The following is a 23,509-nucleotide window of genomic DNA, read 5'->3' as shown; positions in this document are numbered from 1 at the left end:
AAATGCAGCACTGATCATGCCGCGTTCGCGGACCTAATCTCCCGGAAACGCTTTTCCGATCCGGCCTTCGCTGGCACGCAGCATCGCTGCGTCGAGCCTGCCCTGTCGCGCCCCATCCAGCGCGCAATCAAAGACCCGGTAAAACTGCGCGCCGTCATAGGCGACGAGCAGGAGATCGACGCCGGCGTTCATCGCCTCGACCACAGCCTTGCAGACGTCGTGCTGGTAGATCGCGCCCATCACGAGGTCATCGGTCATGACGACACCCTGGTAATTCCATTTGTCACGGAGGATGCCCTGGACAACGCGCCTTGAATGCGAGGCGGCGCGATCAGGATCGACTGCGGTCAGCGTGACATGGCCGACCATGAGCGCCGCGCGCGACTGCGCGAGTACCTCCTTGAAGGGACGCCAGTCGGAGGCTTCCAGCTCCTCGACCGGCGTGTCGAGATTGGCTGCGAAATGATGCGTGTCGGTGCGCACGCGGCCGATGCCCGGGAAGTGCTTCAGCGTCGCGCCGACGCCTGACGCCTCCAAACCCTGCACATAGGCGCCCGCAATCTCGCCGACCACGGCGGGATCGCTGGCGATGGCGCGCTGGCCGATCAGGGTATGGAAATCGAGCCGGTTGCGCCGGACGGGAGGCTTCAGATCGAGCACCGGCGCGAGGTTGAGATTGACGCCGAGCGCCGCCAGCTCGCGCCCATGCGTGCGGCCGAACTCCTCCGCCTTGGCCTTGCGCGCCTCGGGCGGAAGCTCGGCCAGCGTTGCCAGCGCCGGCACCTTCGTCAGGGGCGGCGAGAGATGGCCGACGATGCCGCCCTCCTGGTCGGCCGTCACGATCAACGGCGGCAGGCCCGCCGCGCGCCGCTTGTCCTGGAGGGCCGCAATCTCGATCCGGAGTTCATCAACTGTCCTGCGCCTGATGTTGTGCCGGGTGATGTAGATGCCGCCGATCAGGCCCTGCTCGGCCAGGTGCGCGACCTCGGGAAACGACGAATAACCGACGATGAAATGCGGTCCGAGCTGGCGTACCGCCGCACGGCTTGCGTGCAGGACCTCATGCCTGCGCAGCTCGAACTTCAGATGCGCGGCTGACATCAGGAGCGGCGGCAGGCACCAGAGCACGACGAGCAGCCTGCCGGGAGCTCGCTGCCAATGCCCGCGGCGAAAGAGGACGATGGCGATCGCGATGCTCAGAACGACGAGCGCAATGTTTCCCGCGCCACGCAGCACGACCAGATAGGGATCGTTCTTGTTCGCCGCAGCGAAGGCGAGAGCGAGCGGGGCCAGCCAGAGAAGGATCAGGCCGATACGACGCGTGAATTGCATGGGAGACGACATCCGCGAAGCAAAGGATGCTCCGCACCTATCAAAGCGCTTTGCGCAGCGCGAGTGGTGAAACCGCGCCTGCACGAAAACTGCACGAAACACCTGAAGACGTGCAGAGCGCATTCCCGACATCTGCACATCGCCCGTTCAAGCTCATGCCGTCACTATCCATGAGAAGGTCTTCGAGATGACAAGCCCGGCATCAGTCGCCACCTCCGACATCCGCCCGATCCAGAGATCAGCCGTTCCGGCCAGGCTTGCGATGGCGCTGGCGCTCGTTGCCCTCGCCGACTGGCTGTTCTACGACAAGCGGGTCGGCATCTCGCTCGCCATCTTTGCTGTCAGCCTCGCCTGCGCATCCTGGCTTGCCAACCATGCGACGCTGGACCTCCGACGCGCGGCGCTCGGCGGCATCATCGTGATCGTGGGCCTCGTGCCCGTCATCGAGGAGGTCTCTCTGCTTTCGGTCCTGCTCCTCGTCATGGCATTTGCAATCGGCCTGCTGCTTGCGACCAATCCGGATACCACCGCATTCGCCGACCGCGCCCGCGCATTGCGCAATCTGTTTCTGTTCGGCCCGTTCAGAATCTTCCGCGACGTGCTCCAGATCTTCGATCTCACCGGTTTTACACGCGGCATCGCGGTCTGGTTCGTCCCCGCCGTTCTCGGCATCGTCTTCATCGCACTGTTCACGGCCGCTAATCCCTTGATCGAGCAATGGGTCGATCTGCTCAATCCAAAGCTCATCCTCGACCATCTCAGCATCTGGCGGATCCTGTTCTGGACGCTGATCGTCGCGCTGGTCTGGCCGTTCATCCATGTGCAGTGGCGGCGCAGGAGCCACGCTGCGGCGGCGGCTGCCGAGCCGGCCGAACAGGAGCCGGCCGCTCCCACCGACCGTATCGAGCTGCTCGGCGCGCCCACGATCCTGCGCGCGCTGATCCTGTTCAATCTGCTGTTCGCGGCGCAATCGATCCTCGATGCCATTTATCTCTGGGGCCATGCCGCGCTGCCAGCTGGCGTTACTTACGCGGCCTACGCCCATCGCGGAGCCTATCCGCTGATCGCCACCGCGCTGCTCGCAGCCGGTTTCGTGCTCGCCGCGATGCGGCCGGGAGGTCCGGCCGAGAAATCGACGGTGATCCGGTCGCTGGTCTATCTCTGGGTCGGACAGAACGTGCTTCTGGTCCTCTCCTCCATTCTCCGGCTCGACCTCTATGTCGACATCTATCTCCTGACCTATTGGCGCATCGCGGCCTTCATCTGGATGGGACTGGTGGCGCTCGGGCTCGTCCTGATCCTCGCCCGCATCGTGCTCGACCGCTCCAACCAGTGGCTGATCGGCGTCAATCTGACCGCGTTAACGATCGTGCTCTATGCCTGCGCGCTCGTGAACTTCGATGCCATCATCGCCGACTACAATCTGAGCCACAGCCAGGAAATGTCGGGGAAGGGCGTGCAGATCGACACCAACTACCTGCTCACGCTCGGACCGCAGGCGCTACCTGCGATCGACAAGGTCATCCAAATCCGGAACAGGGCCGACGAGACCTGCCTTGTGTCGCGCCGCGACCGGCTTGTAGAACTGCAACGCCAGGACATCGGGTCCTGGCGCGCCTGGAGCTTCCGGAGCTGGCGCCTGCAGCGCCGGCTGGACGCGCGGGCGAAGAGCCAGGCGGCGGGTTGAGGACGCGGAGACATCTTTGGCGTATCGCATTCTCATCGTCGACGACGAAGGCCACATTCGCGAAGTCATCCGCGTGGCGCTGAAGAAGGCCGGCATGGACGTGATCGAGGCGCGCGACGGCAAGGAGGCGCTCAGCCGCTTTGCCGCCGACAAGCCCGACCTGATCGTGCTCGACATCGGCATGCCCGAATTCGACGGGCTCGAGGTCTGCCGCGAAGTGCGTAAATCCTCCGACGTGCCGATCCTGTTCTTGTCCGCGCGCGACGAGGAGATCGACCGTGTGCTCGGCCTCGAGATCGGCGGCGATGACTATGTGACGAAGCCGTTCAGCCCGCGCGAGCTGGTTGCGCGCGTCAATGTCATCCTGCGACGACTGAGCCCCCGTAACGGCGACGCCAAGACAGGCTCGGTCGCGCTCTCGCAAGGCGGCCTCCTGGTCGATCCCGAGCAGCATGTCGCGTCCTTTGCGGGCGTCCCGCTTAAGCTGACCGCGATCGAGTTCGGCATCCTGCGTGCGTTCCTGACGCGGCCGACCTCGGTCTATAGCCGCGAGCAATTGATGCGGGCAGCCTATCAGCTCAACATCCACGTCTCCGACCGCACCATCGACAGCCACATCCGCAACATCCGCGCCAAGCTTGCGGCGCAGAGCTGCGACAGCGTGATCGAGACCATTCACGGTGTCGGCTTCAAGCTCGGGCGCTGCGAGAAAGAGGCATGAGCTCCGCGCCCGACAAGTGGCGGCCCTCGCTCGGGCTCGTGATCTTTGCGGTGCTGGCGACGGTCGCCGTGCTGCCGCTGGTCGGACTGTTCTTCTTCCGCCTCTACGACAACCAGCTCATCCGCCAGACCCAGGCCGAGCTGATCGCGCAGAGCCGGGTGATCGCGACGATCTATGCGCAGGAGGTTTTGGCACGGCTCGACGGCGGCATCGCGCTCGGCCCCGAGGTGGCGCCCGGCGTCCTGCCCGATCCCGGCGACCAGTTCACGCCGATCCGTCCCGCGCTCGACCTGACCGCAAACGATCTGTTGCGGCGGCGGCCTGACGCGATGCCCGCGACACGGCCGGCGGATCAGGCCTATGCCGAGATCGGGGCCAGGCTGACGCCGATCATCCGCGACACGCAGAAGGTGACGCTCGCCGGCTTTCGGATCCTCGATCCCAACGGCGTGGTGATTGCGGGCCGCCAGGAGGTGGGGCAGTCGCTCGCCCATATCGAGGAAGTCGCTGAGGCATTGCACGGACAATACCGGGCCACGCTGCGCAACCGCGTGCCGGACAAGCCGCCGCCGCCGATCTATTCCTTCAGCCGCGGCCTCGGCGTGCATGTGTTCTCGGCAATGCCCGTCATCGTCAACAACCGCGTCGCCGGCGTGGTCTATGCAACGCGCACGCCGAGCAACATCTTCGACCTTCTCTACCAGGAGCGCGGCAAGTTCATCCTGGCGGGGCTCGCTGTCATCCTCGGCACGATCGCGATCGGCCTCGTGTTCTCCCGGACCATCACGCTGCCGATGCGCGAGTTGATCGACCGCGCGGCCCGGATCGGCCGCGGCGACCGCGAGGCATTCCGGCCGCTGAAACACTACGGCACGCGCGAATTCGCCCAGCTCTCGCACAGCTTCCTTGGCATGGCCGAGCAGCTTGCGCGGCGATCGGATTACATCGCAACGTTCTCGGCGCACCTGACCCATGAGCTGAAATCGCCGCTGACCTCGATTAAGGGCGCGGCCGAGCTGTTGCAGGATTCGCTGCAAGGCAAGCCCGACAGCCTGACCCCGGCCGAGCAGAAGACGTTCGTCGCCAATATCCTCTCCGATGCCGAGCGGCTGGAGGCGATGGCGCAGCGGCTGCGTGAGCTGGCGCGAGCCGAAAGCCTGCCGCAGAACGAGCGCACCGAGCTGGGACCCGTCATCGGCGACCTCAAAAGCCGTTTTCCGGCCGGCACCATCTCCGCGACGGGCAGCCTCGACCGGTCAATCGGCATGTCCGGCGAGAAGGCGATGATCGTGCTGTCGCACCTCGCCGATAATGCGATGCGGCATCGCGCCAGACATATCAGGCTGGAAGCGGTCGACGAGCGCACGACGGTGCGGCTGACGGTGAGCAATGACGGTGAGCCGATCTCGGCGCCGAACCGCGACAGGATCTTTGATGCCTTCTTCACCACCCGACGGGAGTCGGGCGGTACCGGAATGGGGCTTGCGATTGCGCGCGCGGTGATGGCGAGCCATGGCGGCTCGATCGAACTGAAGCCGACCGACGAAGGCGCGGCTTTCGAGCTCCAGTTTCCCGCGGCTTAGGCCGCCTCAGATTGCGAACACCCAGGCGGCGACAATGGTGCCGATCGTGACCAGGCCCGCAATAGTCCAGCCCGCGGCATATTCCAGCTCGGGATGACCGGTCGCCCGCATGATCTCGCGCGGATCGGCGGTGTGCTTCCAATGCTCTGCCATGACAGCCTCGCACGTTTTTGTGCTTGTCTTATTAAGTCGCGCGAAGGGTGATTTGGTTCCATCACGGAAATGCGAGGAGCCGCACGCGTCCCACGGCGCGTAGCAGGACTGCTTTCCTACCACCGGTAGCGTGCTAGACTGCGCGGGCGCATTTCCGCGGCAGGAGGGACGCATGGCCGACAACAAGTCCAAACGGGGCGGGGCCGATCGTGCCCTGATCGCACTCGGCGAGCGCTACGAGGTCGCCTACTGGTCGAAGAAGTTCAAGGTCACGCCAGCCAAGCTGAAATACGCCGTCAAGAAGGTCGGCCACTCCGCCAAGAAGGTCGAAGTCTACATCAAGCTCCAGAAGCACCGCGCCGGCGACAAGATGCGGATCGCGCTCAGCGAGCCCTACGAGGTCCGCTACTGGTCCAAGAAGTTCAAGATCACGCCCGCCAAATTGAAGGCGGCAGTGGCGGCAGCCGGCCACTCCTCGAAGAAGGTCGAGGCCTATCTCGCCGGCCAGAAAGCCGCGAAGAAGAAGGCGGTCAAGAAAAGAAGAGCTGCGAAGAAGGCGTCAAAGCGCAGGAAGGCGGCCTGAGATGAAGTTCAGGAAGCTGATCCTTGCGGCGTCGCTCGCGTTGGGCGGCGCATCGGTCGCGCAGGCCGCCGATACCGCCTCGACGATCTCGGGCTCGACCGCGCTGGCGCTCGCAGGCGTCATCGCGCCGCTATCACCCATCCTGGCCTCCGGCGAGAAGAAGGCGATCGCGATGCTGTTCGCGACCAACAGTGACATTCCCTACAAGAAGCCGATCGCCGTGACCGCCGACCGGATCGTCTGCCGCACCGGCAATGTCGACATCACCGTGCGCAACTGCGAGGTGACTTTCGGCAAGAAGGTCAAGACCGTGAACGGATCCACGGCCAACGAAATCTATGCCACCGAGGCGCTCGCCGGCGTGCCGGCGGACGGCGCGGCGGGATCGAACTTCGAGAGCCTGTCGAAACTGAGCTGCACGATCGATCCGAACGCCATCCGCCAGAAGGACGGCAGCGGCGCGAGCTGCACGTTCCAGCCCGGGAATTAGTGCGCGCCGTCAAATCGCCCCAACGGCAATCAATAAGGGGCTGATTGACGGGCCAGGCCGGAACGCGAGCCGGCGCTTGAGCGCTCAGCACGGCACATAACAATGAAGAACTATCTCGCATTTTTCCTTTTGCTGACTATCACGACCGCCTCCGCACACGGGCTTTTTCCCGCCCGGCTGCAACCGCCGTCCGATCTGGTGCGCACAGGCCTCACCGACACCGACACGTCCGCCGGAGGCACGGCCCGGCTGTGCGATCAGGTCGCGTTCTCGCGGAGCCTGCGCTATGGCGACAGCGAGCAGAATTTCCTTGACGTCGCGACCAGCGAGACCAAGGCAACAACGCCGCAGCCGATCCTGCTGTTCGTGGCCGGCGACAGCTTCACCGGCGACAGCGCCGCACCCGACACGGCGCGCGAGTTCCAGGATGAGGCGATGTGCTTTGCCGCGCGCAACGGCATGGTCGGCGTGCGCGTGAACTACCGCCTTGCGCCGGCAGCGTCCTGGCCTTCCGGCGCGCGCGACGTCGCGGCTGCCCTGTCCTGGATCCACCAGAACGTCGATCTCTTCAATGGCGATGCCCGCGAGATCGTCGCGGTCGGCTACGCCGCCGGCGCCTTCCACGTCGCGAGCCTGCTCGCGCATCCGGAATTGCAGGGCACCGACACCGACGTCGCCGGCGTCGTGCTGATCTCCGGCATTTATCGCGCGGGCAAGGACGCGAGTGCCAGCGAGAGGGCCTATTTCGGCTCTGATGCAGCCCAATATGACGAGCGCTCCGCCTTCCCCGGCATCCTCAAGGTCGAAGAACCGATCGTGCTGGCCTGGGCTGCGGTCGATCCCGCAGGCCTGGTGACGCAGGGCGAAGCCTTGAGGCAGGCACTCTGCGGCGCCGGCCACTGCCCGCGCACGACCATCCTGCACACCCGCGATGGCATCGCCTCGGTATTCGGGCTCGACGGCTCCGCCGACAGCCTCGCCGAGCCGACGCTGCTGCTGGTCCACCAGCTCGAGGCGCGCGGATTGCCGTAGCCGGCCGGCTTTCGACGTGTCAGCACCGCTGCCGCTTGGGTGGCAGCGCTCGGGACACAGGAATGACAAACCCTTGACCTAGATCAACCGCTCTTGATGCCGATTGCGCCGACCTCCACGCAGGGGTCCAACGTCGAGGTGTCGAACATGCGTGTGACCGGCAGGATGCTGTTCGCGTTGGTGCTCGCCGTCGCCTCGCTGGGCGCCATGTCGCAGCAGCGAGAGGACTCGGCGACCGTCTCCGAGATTCGCATCGGCAACGTCATGCCCTATTCGGGCCCGCTTTCGGAATTCGGTGCGATCGGCAAGGCGGAAGCCGCCTATTTCGACATGGTCAACGAGCAAGGTGGGATCAACGGCCGCAAGGTCCGCTTCATCACCCGCGACGACAATTCCGATCCTGCGACCGCGCTGGAGCTGACCCGTGGGCTGGTCGAGAAGGACGAGGTGCTGTTGATGTTCGGTTCGTTCGGCACGCCCGGCAATCTTGCCACGCGATGGTATCTCAACGAGCGGAAGATCCCGCAGCTCTTTGTCGCGTCCGGCGACGAGGAGCTGAGCCGGCCCAGGGCGTTTCCCTGGACCATGGGTTGGCAGCCTTCGTACAAGGCGGAAGGGCGCATCTACGCCAACTACATCCAGGCCTATTATCCCCGGCGCAAGATCGTCGTGCTCTGGCAGAATGACCAGTTCGGGCGCGACCTGTTCAAGGGTATCGAGGAAGGATTGGGCGACCTCAATCGCTTCGTCGTCGTCGATATCGCCTTCGACATCGCCGACGAGCATCTCGACACACACCTCTCGGTGCTGAAGCAATCCGGCGCCGAGGTGTTCGTCTTTGCCGGCGTGCCGAGCACCGCGGCCCGCGTGATCAAGTTGGCGGCCGGCTTCAACTGGCATCCGGTGTTCATCCTGAATGATGCTGCGGCCTCGATCGCCAATGCGCTGATCCCGGCAGGAATAGAGAATTCGGCCGGCGTGATCTCGGCGGCATTCCTCAAGGACCCGAGCGACCCTGCCTGGAAGGACGACCCTGGCATGAAGGACTGGCTCACCTTCATGGACAAGTACAACCCCCCGGAAAGCCAGAACAACAGCGCCGCGCTCTATGGCTATGCAGCGGCGGAAGCGCTCACGCAGGTGCTGAAGCAATGCGGTGACGATCTGTCCCGCGAGCACGTGATGCAGCAGGCCGCCTCGCTCCGGGACTTTCAGCCCTCGGTCGCGCTGCCCGGCATCAGGATGAACACGCGGCCGGACAATTACGTGCCGATCAAGCAGATGCGGCTCGAACAGTTCGACGGCCGCACCTGGCAGTCGTTCGGCGACGTGATCGAGACCGCGTTCACGGAAGGGCTGAAGCGCTGACCGGCCTCACGCAGGCTTGAGTGAGGCCAGCGCATTCTCCAGGAGCGAGCGCACCCGCGCGGCATCGCCCGATTTCACGACCGTTGGATCGAGATAGAGCTCCAGGCCCGGAACGCGCTCGGTAATGACACCGCTCTTTGCGGCTCCCCCATCACTCAGCGCATCGACCGAATACGGAATGACCTCGCGGCTGATGCCCTTCATGGTGATGGCCGGCAGCGCGTGCGCCGTGACAACGTCGCTGACCAGCGCGAAGGTCTCGTAGCTCAGCACGATGCCGCCGGGCTCGGCGATCGATTGCAGGCGCGCGGCGAGGTTCGCCTCGGCGCCGATGATCGTGTAGTCCATGCGGTCGCTGCTGCCGAAATTTCCGACGTTGCAATAGCCGGAATTGATGCCCATGCGCGATTTGAACGGCTGTTCGATGCCGGAGGCGCGCCATTTGGCATTCAGCTCGGCAAGCCGCTGCTGCATGCGCCAGGCCATGCGCAGGCAAGCCTGCGCGTCGGCGCGGTCACCCTTGGTCTCGGGATCGCCGAAGAAGATCAGCATGGCATCGCCGATGAACTTGTCGATCGTGCCGCCATGTTCATGCGCGATCGCCGACATCTCGGTGAAATATTCGTTGAGGAGCTGGGTCAGGAGCTCCGGCTGGAGCCGCTCGGCGGTCGCGGTGAAGTTCTGGATGTCGGAGAAGAAGATGGTGAGCTTCTTGCGCTCGGTGTGGATGGTGACGTCCTTCTGTCCGCTGAAGATGCTCTTGTAGACCTGCGGCGGGATGTAGCGCGAGATCTTCATCGAGAGCGAGGCGAGGAAGTCGTTGGCGGATTCGAGCTCCTTGTTCATCGACTTGATGTGGTTGGCCTGGCGGCGCTGCATGGAGAGAAAGGAGAGCCCGCTGCCGGCCGCGATGAAGAGATAGGCGAGCAGGAACTTGAACGAAAAGATGTTCGCCGCGATCGGCTGAGCGATGATCACCTCCTGAATGCCCCTGATGTCGCCGACCTTCCAGTCCTTCTTCGGGCTCTCGGGATGGCTGTTGTGGCAGCTCACGCAGGCCGGGCCCATCGTCACGGGAGCCACCAACCGGACCTTGTCGGAGAATAGCGAGGTCTCGGTCTCGACGATCTTCTTCTCGGGGTCCGCGCGGAGGGCTTCCAGCGCATCCTTCTCGAACTTGTCGAGCTGGTGCGGGGCGCGATTCTGGAACGGGAAGTCGGAGACGAAGCGGTAGGTGATGTTCTCCTGCTGGGCGCCGATCACGCGCCCGAGCTCGAGCGACAGCGTCGCCGGGATCGGGATGGCTCCGGGCACGGATTCGTAATTGTGCACGACCTTGGTGGTGCCGTTGGGATTGGCGAGGATCCGCCCGACCACGTTGCTGGCGTAGTAGCTGCGCACGCTCGTGATCACCGAATTGAGGTCGGCGGCCTGCCGGCGCAGGGCTGCCTTGCTGAGATCGGTCAGGTCGAGCCACACCGCGAGCGGCAGGGCGAGCAAGAGGAAGGCGATCACCACGCCGGTCAAGATGCCGTTCTTGCGCTGCTCTTCGGAGATCGCTTGTTTCACTCTGTGGCTCCGTTCTGTGCATTCTTGTCGCGATATCCGGCGTCCGCGACGCAACATGGGGCGGCACAGAGCCCGTAAACGCAGGCCAGCGCAACCCCATTTTATGGTGGTCGCGGCAGGCGCCTTTTCGTTTCATGACGAATGTTTAAGATCGGCATCAACCTGCATTGATCGATCGGGAGCCAGTGGCCATGACCGAGACCATCCGTATCAGGCGCTTTGTCGCGCGCCCGGTGATCGTGCCGATGAACCTGCCACTGCAGACTTCGACCGGCGCGGTCGCCAGGGCGCCGCTGGTGCTGATCGACTGCGAGACCGACCAGGGGGTGCGGGGCCACGCCTATCTGTTCTCGATCACGCCGGCCGCCTTGAAGCCGCTGACGGCGATGGTCGGCGAGATGGCCGAGATGATCGCCGGCGACGAGCTCTTGCCGTTCGAGATCGAGCGCAAGCTGACCCAGCGTTTCACGCTGCTTGGGCTCGCCGGACTGCAACGCCTGGCGCAATCCGGCATCGACATGGCGGCCTGGGACGCGCTCGCCCGCGCCAAGGGCCTGCCGCTCGCGCGCCTGCTCGGCGGCGCACCGAAGCCGGTGCGCGCCTACAACTCGAAGGGGCTCGGCATCATGCCGGCCGGTGCGGTCGTGGACGAGGCGCAAAAACTGCTTGCCGAAGGCTTTCATGCTGCAAAGATCCGCGTTGGCCGCCCCGAGGCGCGGGACGACCTCAACGTCGTGCGCGCGGTGCGCAAGGCGGTCGGCGACCAGGTGACGCTGATGTGCGACTACAACCAGGCGCTCACCGTGGCGGAAGCGATCCGCCGCGGCGAAATGCTCGACGACGAGGGCCTGCTCTGGATCGAGGAGCCGATCCGCCATGACGACTATGCCGGCTGCGCCCGCGTTGCGGACGCGCTCCGCACCCCGGTCCAGATCGGCGAGAATTTCGACAGCGCCTTTGCGATGCAATCCGCGCTTTCCGCCGAGGCCTGTGACTTCGTCATGCCCGACGTGCAGCGCATCGGCGGCGTCACCGGCTGGCTGCGCGCCGCCTCTCTTGCGCAGGCCGCCGGCATCGAGATGTCGACCCACCTGTTCTCGGAGGTGAGCGCGCAGCTGCTCTGCGTCACGCCGACGGCGCATTGGCTGGAATATGTCGACTGGGCCGACGCCGTGCTGGCGACGCGGCTGATCATCAAGGACGGCTTTGCGCTGCCGAGCGAGGAGCCCGGCAACGGGATCGCGTGGGATGAGGCAGTAGTGAGGAAATACTTGGCCACTTGAGTTTGTTTAGCTTGCCTCTCCGTCATTAGGTCAATGGTGCTGCCCGAGGACCTCGAGTTCCAAAACTCGAGTTCCGAAAGTTGCCAAGCGCCCCCTGAACCATCGTGCCGCCATGCTTTGGTCAAAACTGCATTGAGTGCTTGGCAGGGTCGTCGACGCAGTGGAACTGCGACCGCCTCTTTTGGGTGACATTGGACCACGGCCAGGTCCCGCCACCGCAATTTGAGGCGCCCACCGCAAAAGGCTTGTGATGGAGAGGCCAAGGTTTGGCAAAGCCGGGATTTTCGCTTTTGGTAGCACTCTGGGTGCTGCGTCTTACTTGGTCGAGCTTTTAGTAGTCGCCACGATTTACATTGGTCTTGCCGAGTCTGCGCTGCTACTCCCCACGATAAACCCCGTCGCGACACCATTGTGGCCACCTACTGGGTTTGCACTCGCACTGGTCCTGCTGCGCGGCTACCGGATTTGGCCCGCGATTTTGGTGGGGTCTGTTACTCCTTATCTCATCGCCGACCGGTCGCTCCTGGAGTCTGGCTCCGTCGGGATCGGCCCTCTCCTCGCTGCGTTTGCCGGGACATGGCTGATTAGTCGCTGGTCGAATGGTCGCCAGACGTTCAGCACTCCCTCTGGTATCGCAAAATTTGCAATTTTTTCCTTTGTGCCGACCACGGTGATTAGCTCAACCATCGTTGTCGCAGGATTCATTCTCGCCAACACATTGATTATCTCTGATTCTGTCGTCACCTGGTTAACCTGGTGGCTTGCAGACGCGGCGGGGACCTTGGTGATTGTGCCGGTCGCCGTGCTCTGGGGGATGGAGCGTCTACGTAGTTCTTCGAAGCGGTATCTATTGGAATCGATCGCGGTCTCTGCTCTCGTTAGCATCATCGCGATCATTGCTTACAGCCCGCTCATCGGCGGCAACCTCGTCAGCAGCGACCTCAATGTGCCTCTGCCGTATCGGAGCCTTCTAGGCTTTCTGGTTTTGCTGCCCCTGATGTGGGCTGGCTTGCGCGGGAATCGACACGGCGTGGCTACGGCCGCACTCATTTTCCTCGGAATGGCCGTGTGGGGCTTCTCGGCGGGTAACGATCCGTTTCCGAAGACGGATCTGGATGGATCGCTCTTGGCGTTATTCGTGCTTTCGATTTGCGTATCAGTGCCGCCCCTTGCTTTGGCCGCAGCAATTGCGACGCGCCAGGGCACTGAAGCCCATTTGCTTTCCCTTCAGGACCAACTGAGCCGTCAGATTGAGCGGAAAAGTTTGGCTCTCGACAGCGTTAGACGCCACTTCCAAATTCTTATCGAGGGCGTCGTCGACTACGCAATATTTGCCCTTGATAAGGAGGGGCACGTTACAAGTTGGAACAGCACCGCGCAAAAAATTATCGGCTATACCCCAGAAGAAATTATCGGCAAGCATTTTGGGATATTTTATCGACCGGATGAACGCCGCGCCGGCTCGCCGACCCGCGCGCTGGAGTCGGCAATCCAGGAAGGCAAGCACGAACTTGAAGGTTGGCGGATCAGGAAAAATGGCACGCCGTTTTTCGTCACCGGCTCGGTGTCCGCAAGCGTTGACGAAGCAGGAAATCTGATCGGGTTTATCAATATACTCCGGGATGCAACCGAACGACGCGACGCGGAGGAAAAACTGTTTCAAGCGCGCGAACAGCTCGCGATGTCGCAGAAAATGGAGGCAATCGGCAAACTGACCGGCGGGATTGCACACGACTTCAACAATCTATTGATGATCATTGGAGGCAGTGCCCAGATCTTTGCTCGCCTGCTCGATCCAAAATTACCAAAAGCAATCGAAGCCATACAGACCGCGGCCAAACGCGGAGAGAGTCTCACGCGCCAATTGCTGACATTCTCTCGTCATCAGCATCTTAGCCCGACGGTCGTTGATTTGAATGCTTCCATAAAGAACATGCGCACGATGATTGAGAGCTCATTGCGCGGGAACATTGTTTACAACGAAAACATTGGCGAGGATGTTTCGCCGGTTAGGGTGGACCTCGCCGAACTAGAACTTGCGATTGTTAACATCGCCGTCAACGCGCGCGACGCAATGCCAAATGGCGGTACGTTCACGTTGTCTGTAAATGCCGTGACCGCAGATCGAACGATTGGCGATAGTGGACCGGGAGAGGCCTTCTATGCGATAGCGTTTAGCGATACGGGTACTGGTATTCCACCCAATCTTTTGTCCAAGATGTTTGATCCCTTTTTCACAACCAAAGAGGTCGGCAAAGGAACCGGGCTCGGTTTGTCGCAAGTTTATGGTTTTGCACACCAGGCCGGCGGAACGGTGACGGCAGACAGCAAGGTCGGACGAGGAACAACGATTACAGTCTATTTGCCGTCACGTGCAGACGAGCAAATCACCAACAAGGAGCTCTCCGCGGCCAAAGAAAAATCACGGCATTCGCAGCGTCAGACCGTTCTCGTTGTCGACGACAGCGCTGATGTGGCGGATGTGACGTCCTCTCTGTTCGAGCATCTGGGCTATGAGACCATCTACCGAGATTCGGCCGAATCGGCATTAGAACTGCTCGAAGCCGGCACAACGATCGATCTCGTCTTCAGCGATATCGTCATGCCGGGCACCATCGATGGCGTCGGGCTCGCGAGAGAAATTCGGTCGCGTTATCCGAACTTGCCAATAGCCCTTACGACCGGGTACAGCGACGCGGCAAAGGCAGCTCCTCCAAATTTAAGAATACTGCGTAAGCCGTTCGATACCGAGGCACTAAGAGATTTCATCCAGGAGATTGCGCCGCCGAGATCAATGAAATCATCCGGCTTGTCTTTGGCGTCAAGCACAACTGACGCCTTGCGCAGAAGTTGACAGCCGCACCGTTGAAGGCATGCTCGGTAACGCCCGCGCAGCGATGGCGCAAGCAGTTCAGCAGCTCGGCTGCCCTCTTCACGCCGCAATTTACAAATGCCGTGCAGTGACTCGTGCGCGCGGGAGATCGCACAAGACTGGCGGGACCCACCGATCGAGGTTCAACATGAGCGATCCAATCTTTCGCAGAAGCGATGGTGTCTGGCTGAATGAACCGGAACGATGGACTGCGCAGGGCGACAGCCTCCGGCTCGTCACTGACAACGCCACCGATTTCTGGCGGGAAACCCACTACGGCTTCAATCGCGACAGCGGGCATTTCCTGGGCTTCCCCACCGGCGAGGCGTTCACTGCCGAGTTGCATGTGCGGGCCGACTTCGAGGCACTCTACGACCAGGCGGGCATCATGGTCCGCATCGACGCGGAGCATTGGGTCAAGGCCGGCATCGAGTTTTCAGACGGACGCGCCATGCTTGCGAGCGTGCTGACCAACGGGCGATCCGATTGGGCGACCGCGCCCTATGAGCAGGATGCCCGTGACTTCCGCCTGCGCGCAACCGTCGCGAACGGCGTCGTTCGCCTCCAGGTTTCGGCCGATGGCAAGCTTTGGCCCCTGATGCGTCTGGCGCCATTTCCAAGGGCGAACTCCTACCTGGTGGGACCGATGGCCTGCACGCCCGAGCGGGCCGGGTTGGAGGTCGCTTTCTCGACCTTCCAGCTGACACCACCGCTCGGCAAGGATCTCCACGATCTCACCTGAGGGCCGGCCCATCGTGGGAGCAGGATTTCAAAGTATGACCCCAGCCCGCTACGTACTCCTGGATCTCGACGGAACGCTCGTTGATTCGCAGCCGGGCATCTTCGCAAGCTGCATAGCCACACTTCGCGCGCTCGGACACGAGCCCGGCGAAGCGCTCGACATCAAGGGCGCCATCGGGCCTCCGCTCGAAGAGATGCTGCAGGCTTTGTTAGGGGCACGCGGAGACGACCGGATCGATCAAGCCGTGGCGGCCTATCGTCAGCACTACGGCGAAAGCGGCCTGCTCGGAAGCGAGCCTTATCCCGGAATTGGCGTCGCGCTCCAGGACATGCGGCAAGCCGGATTGCGACTGTACCTTGCGACATCGAAGCGCGAAGTGTTTGCCCGGCGCATCCTGGAGAACCTGAAACTGGCCGCGTATTTCGACGGCATCTATGGCTCGGTGCCCGGCGGCAAACTGGATCACAAGCCTGAGCTGCTCGCCCATATCTTGTCTGAACAGGATGTCCATGCTTCGCACGGCCTGATGGTCGGCGATCGCCGGCATGACATCGTCGGGGCACGCGCGGTCAACATGCGCTGTCTTGGCGTTCTTTGGGGATATGGCAGCCGAGACGAGCTTGAAGCGGCCGGCGCCAGCCGGTTGGTGGAACGGACTTCCGATCTCGCGCGCCTGGTCTTATCGATGTTGAACGGATAGCCTCCGTTCGGCCGCACGGCGGAAACAGCCCAAGCGCTACCGCGTATCTGCCCCCATAATGCCCTTGCGCGCCGCCCTGTGCTCGATCCACATGCAGCGGCGGGCGGCCCGGCCTGAGCGCGCGACGCCGGATGTTCCCTCGCCGGCCAGCAGCAGCGGTGCCACGTTCTCGCGCAACGCGCGGCAGCGCTCGAGCTCGGCTTGCCAGTCGATGATCCGCGCCTGAGCGCCCGACGCGATCAGCGCCAGCATCGCCATCGCAACACATGTCGTCTTCATCGATCGCTCGCCGGCGCACATCGTGGAAAAATGACAAGTGCAGTTTGTGCCAGACTGTCGCGCACTGACGAAACACCCTGTGTCATCGGACGAACACCCCGCGGCAGCCACATCAGATGCATTCCATATCAGCTTCTACCATAATGTGCACGGGCGAGTCGGGGGAGCAAATGATGAGCGGGATTGGGGACGATGCCGAGCTGGAAGAAGTCGTGGAACGAGGAAGACATCAAGAAACTTAAAACGCTCGCCGGCACGATGCCTGTGACGATGATTGCAAAGGAGCTTGGCCGCACGACCGGCACGGTGCTCGCAAAGGCCGTGGAGCAGAATATCCCCATCAGGCACCGGACGGACGAGGTGGCTTAGCTAGTCTGTCTCGCGCGTTCGCCGGTAGCGAAAGTCGCAATGACCGGCGCCCTGCATGATGGTCTGCGTGCGCGTGAGGCTGATGTCGGGGCCGAAACCCTCCGCGGTCGCAAAATCCGCGGTGCAGACGAGGAGGAAGCCCAACTCGGGCTCGCCGAGCGCGTGATAGAATTCCGCATAGGCGCATCGCCTCACGTCGAAGGCGAACGCATCGTGTGACTGCTCGATGATTTCGAGCTCGAGCGCGTGGTCGCGGGCGTAGGTCCTGAAAGCGGACGACACGGCCTTGCCGAGATCCGGCTCGTTCTTCGCCCGCCAGAATTCCTCGCCGTAGCGGCGATAGAGATCGCCGAGCGTGTTGCGCACCAGCGCGTTCGCACGCGCTTCGCCCAGTTCCATCTGGAGCGCCTTGACGAGGGGGATCAGGACCTGCGCCTGGATTTTTGCCTGCTCAATGACGGAAACGCTCATGGCGGCCTCGCGTCGGAGATGAAGGAATAGCGAGCCTAGCCAGGATGGAGCGCAGCGCAATCGGGGAAAACGTGCCGGAGGATAGGCCCCCGGACTTCGCTTCCGGGCGACAGGCAAGAATGCGCGCCATCAGCTCCGCAACAGCCGCAGCGCCCGGCCCTTGTGGAGAGCGACGTGATCGGTCTTGTCGCTCCTGATCTCGTATTGCGGATCGTCCGGGCTCGCGTGATGGACGTAGCCCTTGTAGATCACATCCTTCCGGTGCACGCGCTGGATATGACCGCGCACCCGGCCGGCCTCGGAATTCCAGCTCACGTGATCGCCCGTCTTGAAGGTTTTCGGCATGGCGAACCAATGCCGGGCCTTGTCTGGCGGTTCCGCGGTCCCATCCAATAACGACAGGTGCGTTTCCGCTTTCGCTTCGCTCCAGCTAGGCCGGACACGCTTCGCGGATGAGTTTTGGCTGTGCCACGCGAAGCCGAAGGCGAAGCGTGGTGGGCACGACAGGGATCGAACCTGTGACCCCTACCATGTCAAGGTAGTGCTCTCCCGCTGAGCTACGTGCCCTAGATGTCCAAAAGTCGGGTGGGGTCCCTATAACGGCTCAGGGGAGCGCGCGCAAGGACGGAAGGCGACCGATTTAGGCCGCCAGCATCTTGTTCACTTCGCTCACCAATTCCCGCAAATGAACCGGTTTGGACAGGACCTTGGCGTTCTTGGGGGCCTCCGAATCCGAGTTCAGGGCCACGGCGGCGAAACCGGTGATGAACATGATCTTGATGTCGGGGTCGAGTTCCGAGGCCCGGCGGGCGAGTTCGATGCCGTCCATCTCTGGCATCACGATATCGGTCAGCAGCATCTCGAACGGCTCTTCCCGCAGCCGTTGATAGGCCGACATGCCGTTGTCGTGGGAGGAGACCTGAAAGCCGGCGTTTTCCAGCGCCTTGACCAGGAAGCGGCGCATGTCGTTGTCGTCTTCGGCGAGCAGGATTTTTGTCATGGCAGGAAACGTCGAATCCCCGGGGGTACACACTGGACTTCACTAAGCCCGACAGAGGGTAAATTTCAGGTGAAAAATGCGTCCCTCGGCCGCACACGGCATGCTCTTTGTGAACCGGAATGGGGCACGAATCAATCGGGCCCCGCACACGCGATGCTTCACGGTTAAGACACGTTCCAGCGCGGCACCCGTACTTTTCACTTGGCAGAATGGTTGCGATTCCTGACAATGACCGCACATAAGAGCCTCGCTTTGCCGGCCTGTTCGAGTCCAATCCGGATTGTCGCGGATATAGAGGGACGAAACTGACCAAGATGACCCGGTTTGACGGCGACTCGTCGCCACCGTTCGAGATTATCGAGCCCATCGAGTGGCGGGCGCCGATCATCTTCAACTCGCCCCATTCCGGCTCGATCTATCCGGACGATTTTTTGGCGGCCTCGCGCATCGACCTGCCGACGCTCCGCCGCTCGGAAGATTCCTTCATGGACGAGCTGATCGGGCACTTGAGCGCGCGCGGCTTTCCGGTCGTGCGCGTCAATTTCCCGCGCTCCTATGTCGACGTGAACAGAGAGCCCTACGAGCTCGACCCGCGGATGTTCTCCGGCCGGCTGCCGAGCTTTGCCAATACCCGCTCGATGCGCGTTGCCGGCGGGCTCGGCACCATCCCGCGCGTCGTCGGCGATGGCCAGGAGATCTATCGCGAGCGGATCGCGGTCGACGACGCGCTGGCGCGAATCGAGACGCTCTACAAGCCGTATCACCGCGCGCTGAGGCGCCTGATCAACAAGGTGCACCAGATGTTCGGCACCGTGATGGTGGTCGACTGCCACTCCATGCCCTCGGTCGGCGTCAGCAGAGACGAGCCGCGCCGGCCCGACGTCGTGATCGGCGACCGCTACGGCACGAGCTGCACGCCGCTGCTTCCCGACCGGGTCGAGGAGACATTGAGCGGGCTCGGCTATTCGGTCGGCCGCAACAAGCCCTATGCCGGCGGCTTCATCACCGAGCACTACGGCAATCCGGCGAGCGGCCTGCATGCGGTGCAGCTCGAGCTCAACCGCGCGATCTATATGGACGAGCGCCGGCGCGAGCGCGGCCCGCGCTTCGACCAGGTCGCGGCAGATTTCGCTATACTGTCGGACGTGCTCGCCACGACCATTCCGTTCGGCGATCTCGGCCCGTTCCAGGCTGCGGCCGAATAAGCGGCAATATTTTTCGCGCCTATCGCAGGTCGCGACGGCGGCCACATCAACACGCGATCCGATTTTCGCTTCGCGTTCATGCGCGCATCGAAACGAAAGTGATGGACGCAGAATGCGGGCAAGAAAAAAGGGCCGCTTGTTATGAGCAAGCGGCCCAAGTCTAGGGAGGAAACGCCCAAGGAGGGCAGCGGTAACGCGAGGCGCTACCGCACCGCAACAATATGCGACTGCGCTGCACAAAGTGCAAGGGCTTTTGAGCCGTTTCCCATGCAAAAAACACAGGGCTCCAATGTCTCCGCAGAAACCCGGATTCAGTTTCTTTGATAAGGAATTTCAATGGGTTGATTATCGTTTGCATACCAACGAGGCAGGCCCGGAACTAAGCTCTCAAGCCCGTGATCGATATTTGGCCAGCGGATGGCTCGACAGGGCGACCGGGCGACTGCATCCAAAATACCAGGGTGCAATTCAAGACAGCGCTGCCCGAGCCTCTCGATTTGAGCTAGGCAATAGCCAGCATTCGTTTGGCTTTCGGGTTCAAGGGACAGGCCTGTGACGGTGATCGATTTCTCAGCCTTCATCGGACGGCTTGCCACCGCCTCCGGCGAAACCATTTTGCCGTTCTTCCGCACCTCCCTGTCCATCGACGACAAGAGCAAGACCAAGGATTTCGATCCCGTCACCGAGGCCGACCGCGCCGCGGAGGCGGTGATGCGGCGGCTGATCAAGGCCAATTTCCCCCAGCACGGCATCGTCGGCGAGGAATTCGGCAATGAGCGTGAGGACGCCGACTACGTCTGGGTGCTCGACCCGATCGACGGCACGAAATCCTTCATCGGCGGCTTTCCGATCTGGGGCACGCTGATCGCACTCTTGTACAGGGGCGCGCCGGTGTTCGGCATGATGCACCAGCCCTTCATCGGCGAGCGGTTTTCCGGCGACAACGGCTCGGCCAATTATAAAGGTCCCTCCGGCGAGCGCCGCCTGCAGGTCCGCCGCTGCGCCTCGCTTGCAGAGGCTACGACCTACACCACGAGCCCGCTTCTGATGAACGAGCGCGACCGCGTCACCTTCGGCCGCATCGAAAAGGGCGCGCGGCTGTCGCGCTATGGCGGCGACTGCTACTCCTATTGCATGCTGGCCGCCGGCCACGTCGACCTCGTGGTCGAGACCGAACTGAAGCCTTACGACATCGCTGCGCTGATCCCGATCGTCACCGGTGCCGGCGGCATCGTCACCACCTGGGAAGGCAAGCCGGCGCAAGGCGGCGGCCGTATCATCGCCGCCGGTGATCCCCGCGTGCACGAAGAAGCGCTAAAACTCCTCAACCAATAACAAAGCGAGCGGAGGCTTGCATGACCGTCTCACGCAGGCTTCTCTCTCAATTGCTATTGGGATTGCTGCTGCTCCTGCCGTCGCTGGCGATGGCCGAGGATTTCCCCGCCAAGCCGATCAAGCTGATCGTTCCGTTCCCGGCCGGCGGCCCCAACGACATCATCGCCCGCGTGATCGGCCAGCGCATGTCTGAAATCTGTGGCCAACCGGTCGTGATCGACAATCGCGGCGGCCAGGGCGGCGTACTCGGCACCGACGCCGCCGCAAAGGCCGCTCCCGACGGCTACACCATCGCGATCTCCAGCGCGGGCGCGCTCGCGATCAGCCCGAGCATGGAGAAGGTCGCCTATGACACGCTCGCCGACCTGACGCCGGTCACGCTGGTCGCAACCGTGCCGGAGATGCTGGTCGTCGCCACCAACGTGCCGGCGCAGAACATGAGTGAGCTGGTCGCGCTCGCGAAGGCTCAAGCGGGCAAGCTCAACTTCGCCTCCTCTGGGCCCGGCAGCCTGCCGCATCTTGCCGGCGAATTGTTCAAGCTGACGGCGAAAATGGACATCGTCCACGTGCCCTATCGCGGCGCGGCGCCCGCGGTGAACGATCTCCTGGGCCAGCAGGTGCAAATGACCTTCCTCGATCTCCCCGTGCTGCTGCCGCAGATCAAGGCAGGCGCCTTGAAACCCATCGCCGTCGGCTCGCCCGACCGCGCGCCCACCGCGCCCGAGGTGCCGACCACGGCAGAAGCGGGTTTTCCGGACCTGCGGATCGAGAACTGGTACGGCATGGTGGCGCCGAAGGGCACGCCGAAAGAGATCGTCGACAAGCTGCACCGCCTCGCAACGCAAGCGATGACTGATGCAGCGGTGAAGGAGAAGCTCGCCGCCCAAGGCGCGACGCTGATCGGCGATAGCCCCGAGCATTTCCGCACATTCATCGCGGACGAGACCGCGAAATGGGCCAAGGTGATCAAGGACGCCGGCGTCGAGACGGCGAAGTGACGCTAAAGCGCGATGTGAATAGTCATCGCGCTTTAGCTTATTGTTTTAGCATGATCTCCGCGCAAAACGCGTTCCGCGTTTGTCGCGAGGGAAAACCGCTTCACACTTTTCCGGATCATGCTCTAATAGGCGAGACGGCCGCGCAATTCCCCAAACGGAATCATCACATGCGTGCGAAACGCCGCCCGCTCCTGCAGTGTGCGGTACCAGCGCTCGACCGCCGGCAGCGCGGAGCGCTCGATCTCCAGTTCGAAATAGCGGTAGAGCGACGTGCCGGCCGTGATGTCGGCAAGCGACAACTCCGCACCGAGCAGGAACGATCGCTGTTCGAGGAGCCGTTCCAGCTTGGTGAAATGCTGCACGCAGCGCGCAAGGGCTGCGCGGATTGCCGGCCAATTGCGCTGGTCCTCGGGCGTGCGGAAGAAACCCCAGAACACGCCGTTGAGAAAATCCGGCTGTAGCGCAGTCTGCGACCAGTCCATCCAGCCGTCGACGCGCGCCCGCACAGCCGGATCCTCCGACCAAAAGCGTTCCGCCCCGTGGCGCGCCGCGAGATAGCGAAGGATGGCATGCGATTCCCAGACGATCGTCCCGCCATCATCGATGACCGGAACACGGCCGTGCGGATTCATCGCCAGAAATTCCAGCGCATCGAGGCCGCCAAAGGAGCCGCCGGCATTGATGTGCTCGTGGGCGAGATCGAGTTCGCCGATCAGCCACATCACTTTCTGCACATTGAACGAGCTGCGTCGTCCCCACACCTTCAACATATGGTCTCACCTCTGAACTGCGGCGCGAAGGTACTCGACCAGTTGCTTGGCCGGGCGAGGCAATGCCTTGAAGCTTCGGGCGCAGATCGTCAACCTCCGATTGGCCCAGCTGTCGCGGATCCGGATCGCCACGATCGGCATCGATCGCGCGCAGCGCTTCGCCGCAGTCTCCGGAACGACGGCGACCCCGACATCGGCCGCGACCATCTGGCAGATCGCATCGAAATCGCGCAAGCGGGCACGGACGCGCAGACGCGCGCCGAGCTTCGCCGCATGCCGCGCGATATGAACCTGCAACGCGGTCGATGCCGTCAGGCCGACGAAATCGCGATCCGCCACTTCCTGGAAATCGATCTGGCGGCGACTACCGAGCTCGCTGCGCCGGGCGGCCACGAGGGTTAGCCGGTCCTCGCTGAACAGGAATCGCTCGATGCTGTCGGGCAAAGCGTGCTCGGCGGCGAAGCCGAGATCGGCAGCGCCGCTCGCGATCGCGGTCGCGATATCGGCGCTCTCGCGCTCCTCCACGTCGACGTTGATGTCGGGATGCTCGCGCAGGAAAGTTGCGAGCGCCCGCGGCAGGTGCTCCGACAGCCCCGACGTGTTGGCGAGCAACAGCACGCTCGCACGCACGCCGCTGGCAAAGCCCGCGAGATCGCCGCGCATTGCCTCGACCTGGTGGATGACGAGCCGCGCATGATCGAGCAGGCTTTCGCCCGCGGCGGTCAATTCCACGCCGCGCCGTCCGCGCTTCAGAAGCGCTACGCCGAACGCGTCCTCCAGGCCCTTGATCCGTGCGCTTGCGGAGGCCAGCGCCAGATGCGAGCGCTCGGCGCCGCGGGTGATGCTGCGCTGGTCCGCCACCGCGATGAAGAGCTGGAGGTCAACAAGGTCGAATCGCACGGGACAAATCTCCTTTAGCCTTCGTCCTAGGCGAAGGCTGTCTCCGTAACCTCCAGATTGTGCCTTC

Annotated in this window: 24 protein-coding genes and 1 tRNA gene; 15 read left to right on the top strand and 10 right to left on the bottom strand. The window is 62.9% G+C overall.

Annotation, left to right across the window (positions count from 1 at the left end):
* Positions 1 to 33: 33 nt before the first annotated feature.
* Positions 34 to 1,332 (bottom strand): glycoside hydrolase family 3 N-terminal domain-containing protein, encoded by a 1,299-nt coding sequence (locus NLN62_RS26505; RefSeq protein ID WP_254110796.1) that lies wholly within the window; start codon positions 1,330 to 1,332, stop codon positions 34 to 36.
* Between the two features lie 187 nt (positions 1,333 to 1,519).
* On the opposite strand from NLN62_RS26505, the gene NLN62_RS26500 reads away from it, so the two are divergent.
* Genes NLN62_RS26500 through NLN62_RS26490 form a run of 3 tightly spaced genes read left to right on the top strand, consistent with a single transcriptional unit; the run spans position 1,520 to position 5,323 of the window.
* Entirely contained in the window at positions 1,520 to 3,019 is a 1,500-nt protein-coding gene (locus tag NLN62_RS26500) for a DUF4173 domain-containing protein (protein WP_254110795.1), read from the top strand.
* Between the two features lie 16 nt (positions 3,020 to 3,035).
* The gene (locus tag NLN62_RS26495) at positions 3,036 to 3,740 is read left to right on the top strand and encodes a response regulator transcription factor (protein WP_027524966.1); all 705 of its coding nucleotides are present in this window, start codon (positions 3,036 to 3,038) and stop codon (positions 3,738 to 3,740) included.
* Positions 3,737 to 5,323, top strand: a complete 1,587-nt coding sequence (locus NLN62_RS26490; RefSeq protein WP_254110793.1) for an ATP-binding protein — start codon at positions 3,737 to 3,739, stop codon at positions 5,321 to 5,323. The genes NLN62_RS26495 and NLN62_RS26490 overlap by 4 nt, the downstream gene beginning before the upstream one ends.
* A 6-nt stretch (positions 5,324 to 5,329) precedes the next feature.
* Here the strand turns inward: NLN62_RS26490 and NLN62_RS26485 are convergent, their stop codons facing one another.
* Positions 5,330 to 5,476, bottom strand: a complete 147-nt coding sequence (locus tag NLN62_RS26485) for a hypothetical protein (protein WP_198031828.1) — start codon at positions 5,474 to 5,476, stop codon at positions 5,330 to 5,332.
* 172 nt (positions 5,477 to 5,648) lie between these two features.
* Between NLN62_RS26485 and NLN62_RS26480 the strand changes: the two genes are divergently transcribed.
* The 4 genes from NLN62_RS26480 to NLN62_RS26465 all read left to right on the top strand — a co-directional run bounded on the left by NLN62_RS26480 (position 5,649) and on the right by NLN62_RS26465 (position 8,949).
* Positions 5,649 to 6,059: a DUF3606 domain-containing protein gene (locus tag NLN62_RS26480; protein ID WP_027524964.1), complete on the top strand. Its 411-nt coding sequence runs from the start codon at positions 5,649 to 5,651 to the stop codon at positions 6,057 to 6,059.
* A gap of 1 nt (position 6,060) precedes the next feature.
* Positions 6,061 to 6,549, top strand: coding sequence for a hypothetical protein (locus tag NLN62_RS26475; protein ID WP_254110791.1), 489 nt, complete (start codon positions 6,061 to 6,063; stop codon positions 6,547 to 6,549).
* 102 nt (positions 6,550 to 6,651) lie between these two features.
* On the top strand, positions 6,652 to 7,581 hold the full coding sequence (locus tag NLN62_RS26470; RefSeq protein ID WP_254110789.1) for an alpha/beta hydrolase: 930 nt from the start codon (positions 6,652 to 6,654) through the stop codon (positions 7,579 to 7,581).
* Between the two features lie 147 nt (positions 7,582 to 7,728).
* Positions 7,729 to 8,949: an ABC transporter substrate-binding protein gene (locus tag NLN62_RS26465; RefSeq protein ID WP_254110787.1), complete on the top strand. Its 1,221-nt coding sequence runs from the start codon at positions 7,729 to 7,731 to the stop codon at positions 8,947 to 8,949.
* 6 nt (positions 8,950 to 8,955) lie between these two features.
* Here NLN62_RS26465 and NLN62_RS26460 read toward each other — a convergent pair whose 3' ends face one another.
* Entirely contained in the window at positions 8,956 to 10,518 is a 1,563-nt protein-coding gene (locus tag NLN62_RS26460; RefSeq protein ID WP_254110785.1) for an adenylate/guanylate cyclase domain-containing protein, read from the bottom strand.
* A gap of 191 nt (positions 10,519 to 10,709) precedes the next feature.
* Between NLN62_RS26460 and NLN62_RS26455 the strand changes: the two genes are divergently transcribed.
* From NLN62_RS26455 to NLN62_RS26440, 4 genes are all read left to right on the top strand, one after another.
* On the top strand, positions 10,710 to 11,801 hold the full coding sequence (locus NLN62_RS26455) for an enolase C-terminal domain-like protein (protein ID WP_254110783.1): 1,092 nt from the start codon (positions 10,710 to 10,712) through the stop codon (positions 11,799 to 11,801).
* A 319-nt stretch (positions 11,802 to 12,120) separates the two neighbouring features.
* A complete protein-coding gene (locus NLN62_RS26450) occupies positions 12,121 to 14,655 on the top strand; it encodes an MASE1 domain-containing protein (RefSeq protein WP_254110781.1) in 2,535 nt (844 codons plus the stop codon).
* 166 nt (positions 14,656 to 14,821) lie between these two features.
* The gene (locus NLN62_RS26445; protein WP_254110779.1) at positions 14,822 to 15,415 is read left to right on the top strand and encodes a DUF1349 domain-containing protein; all 594 of its coding nucleotides are present in this window, start codon (positions 14,822 to 14,824) and stop codon (positions 15,413 to 15,415) included.
* A gap of 34 nt (positions 15,416 to 15,449) precedes the next feature.
* Positions 15,450 to 16,115, top strand: a complete 666-nt coding sequence (locus NLN62_RS26440) for an HAD hydrolase-like protein (RefSeq protein WP_254110777.1) — start codon at positions 15,450 to 15,452, stop codon at positions 16,113 to 16,115.
* A 36-nt stretch (positions 16,116 to 16,151) separates the two neighbouring features.
* Here the strand turns inward: NLN62_RS26440 and NLN62_RS26435 are convergent, their stop codons facing one another.
* Positions 16,152 to 16,394: a hypothetical protein gene (locus NLN62_RS26435; RefSeq protein ID WP_254110776.1), complete on the bottom strand. Its 243-nt coding sequence runs from the start codon at positions 16,392 to 16,394 to the stop codon at positions 16,152 to 16,154.
* A gap of 192 nt (positions 16,395 to 16,586) precedes the next feature.
* Between NLN62_RS26435 and NLN62_RS26430 the strand changes: the two genes are divergently transcribed.
* Positions 16,587 to 16,763: a hypothetical protein gene (locus NLN62_RS26430; protein WP_198031827.1), complete on the top strand. Its 177-nt coding sequence runs from the start codon at positions 16,587 to 16,589 to the stop codon at positions 16,761 to 16,763.
* Here NLN62_RS26430 and NLN62_RS26425 read toward each other — a convergent pair whose 3' ends face one another.
* The 4 genes from NLN62_RS26425 to cpdR form a co-directional block, all read right to left on the bottom strand.
* A complete protein-coding gene (locus tag NLN62_RS26425) occupies positions 16,764 to 17,234 on the bottom strand; it encodes an L-2-amino-thiazoline-4-carboxylic acid hydrolase (RefSeq protein WP_027524954.1) in 471 nt (156 codons plus the stop codon).
* Between the two features lie 129 nt (positions 17,235 to 17,363).
* Positions 17,364 to 17,579: a DUF2945 domain-containing protein gene (locus NLN62_RS26420; protein ID WP_254110774.1), complete on the bottom strand. Its 216-nt coding sequence runs from the start codon at positions 17,577 to 17,579 to the stop codon at positions 17,364 to 17,366.
* A 147-nt stretch (positions 17,580 to 17,726) separates the two neighbouring features.
* A tRNA-Val gene (locus tag NLN62_RS26415) sits at positions 17,727 to 17,801 on the bottom strand.
* Positions 17,802 to 17,874: 73 nt separating this feature from the next.
* Entirely contained in the window at positions 17,875 to 18,234 is a 360-nt protein-coding gene (cpdR, locus tag NLN62_RS26410; RefSeq protein WP_027522271.1) for a cell cycle two-component system response regulator CpdR, read from the bottom strand.
* A gap of 314 nt (positions 18,235 to 18,548) precedes the next feature.
* On the opposite strand from cpdR, the gene NLN62_RS26405 reads away from it, so the two are divergent.
* From NLN62_RS26405 to NLN62_RS26395, 3 genes are all read left to right on the top strand, one after another.
* Positions 18,549 to 19,439, top strand: a complete 891-nt coding sequence (locus tag NLN62_RS26405) for an N-formylglutamate amidohydrolase (RefSeq protein WP_027522270.1) — start codon at positions 18,549 to 18,551, stop codon at positions 19,437 to 19,439.
* A 552-nt stretch (positions 19,440 to 19,991) separates the two neighbouring features.
* Entirely contained in the window at positions 19,992 to 20,774 is a 783-nt protein-coding gene (gene hisN / locus NLN62_RS26400) for a histidinol-phosphatase (RefSeq protein ID WP_254110772.1), read from the top strand.
* A 20-nt stretch (positions 20,775 to 20,794) separates the two neighbouring features.
* Positions 20,795 to 21,772, top strand: coding sequence for a tripartite tricarboxylate transporter substrate binding protein (locus NLN62_RS26395; RefSeq protein WP_254110770.1), 978 nt, complete (start codon positions 20,795 to 20,797; stop codon positions 21,770 to 21,772).
* Positions 21,773 to 21,894: 122 nt separating this feature from the next.
* On the opposite strand, the gene NLN62_RS26390 is transcribed toward NLN62_RS26395, so the two are convergent.
* Positions 21,895 to 22,542 (bottom strand): glutathione S-transferase family protein, encoded by a 648-nt coding sequence (locus NLN62_RS26390; protein ID WP_254110768.1) that lies wholly within the window; start codon positions 22,540 to 22,542, stop codon positions 21,895 to 21,897.
* Between the two features lie 6 nt (positions 22,543 to 22,548).
* Positions 22,549 to 23,442 (bottom strand): LysR substrate-binding domain-containing protein, encoded by an 894-nt coding sequence (locus NLN62_RS26385; protein WP_254110767.1) that lies wholly within the window; start codon positions 23,440 to 23,442, stop codon positions 22,549 to 22,551.
* Positions 23,443 to 23,509 lie beyond the last annotated feature (67 nt).

Source organism: Bradyrhizobium sp. CCGUVB23 (genome assembly GCF_024199885.1).
Classification (GTDB): domain Bacteria; phylum Pseudomonadota; class Alphaproteobacteria; order Rhizobiales; family Xanthobacteraceae; genus Bradyrhizobium.
This window is presented reverse-complemented; position numbering and strand designations above follow the sequence as displayed.

Bases quoted from the DNA above. Each gene is read 5' to 3' on its own strand.
- NLN62_RS26505 (WP_254110796.1), bottom strand. From the start codon at position 1,332: ATGCAATTCACGCGTCGTATCGGCCTGATCCTTCTCTGGCTGGCCCCG.
- NLN62_RS26500 (WP_254110795.1), top strand. From the start codon at position 1,520: ATGACAAGCCCGGCATCAGTCGCCACCTCCGACATCCGCCCGATCCAG.
- NLN62_RS26490 (WP_254110793.1), top strand. From the start codon at position 3,737: ATGAGCTCCGCGCCCGACAAGTGGCGGCCCTCGCTCGGGCTCGTGATC.
- NLN62_RS26485 (WP_198031828.1), bottom strand. From the start codon at position 5,476: ATGGCAGAGCATTGGAAGCACACCGCCGATCCGCGCGAGATCATGCGG.
- NLN62_RS26480 (WP_027524964.1), top strand. From the start codon at position 5,649: ATGGCCGACAACAAGTCCAAACGGGGCGGGGCCGATCGTGCCCTGATC.
- NLN62_RS26475 (WP_254110791.1), top strand. From the start codon at position 6,061: ATGAAGTTCAGGAAGCTGATCCTTGCGGCGTCGCTCGCGTTGGGCGGC.
- NLN62_RS26470 (WP_254110789.1), top strand. From the start codon at position 6,652: ATGAAGAACTATCTCGCATTTTTCCTTTTGCTGACTATCACGACCGCC.
- NLN62_RS26465 (WP_254110787.1), top strand. From the start codon at position 7,729: ATGCGTGTGACCGGCAGGATGCTGTTCGCGTTGGTGCTCGCCGTCGCC.
- NLN62_RS26455 (WP_254110783.1), top strand. From the start codon at position 10,710: ATGACCGAGACCATCCGTATCAGGCGCTTTGTCGCGCGCCCGGTGATC.
- NLN62_RS26445 (WP_254110779.1), top strand. From the start codon at position 14,822: ATGAGCGATCCAATCTTTCGCAGAAGCGATGGTGTCTGGCTGAATGAA.
- NLN62_RS26440 (WP_254110777.1), top strand. From the start codon at position 15,450: ATGACCCCAGCCCGCTACGTACTCCTGGATCTCGACGGAACGCTCGTT.
- NLN62_RS26435 (WP_254110776.1), bottom strand. From the start codon at position 16,394: ATGAAGACGACATGTGTTGCGATGGCGATGCTGGCGCTGATCGCGTCG.
- NLN62_RS26430 (WP_198031827.1), top strand. From the start codon at position 16,587: ATGCCGAGCTGGAAGAAGTCGTGGAACGAGGAAGACATCAAGAAACTT.
- NLN62_RS26425 (WP_027524954.1), bottom strand. From the start codon at position 17,234: ATGAGCGTTTCCGTCATTGAGCAGGCAAAAATCCAGGCGCAGGTCCTG.
- NLN62_RS26420 (WP_254110774.1), bottom strand. From the start codon at position 17,579: ATGCCGAAAACCTTCAAGACGGGCGATCACGTGAGCTGGAATTCCGAG.
- cpdR (WP_027522271.1), bottom strand. From the start codon at position 18,234: ATGACAAAAATCCTGCTCGCCGAAGACGACAACGACATGCGCCGCTTC.
- NLN62_RS26405 (WP_027522270.1), top strand. From the start codon at position 18,549: ATGACCCGGTTTGACGGCGACTCGTCGCCACCGTTCGAGATTATCGAG.
- NLN62_RS26395 (WP_254110770.1), top strand. From the start codon at position 20,795: ATGACCGTCTCACGCAGGCTTCTCTCTCAATTGCTATTGGGATTGCTG.
- NLN62_RS26390 (WP_254110768.1), bottom strand. From the start codon at position 22,542: ATGTTGAAGGTGTGGGGACGACGCAGCTCGTTCAATGTGCAGAAAGTG.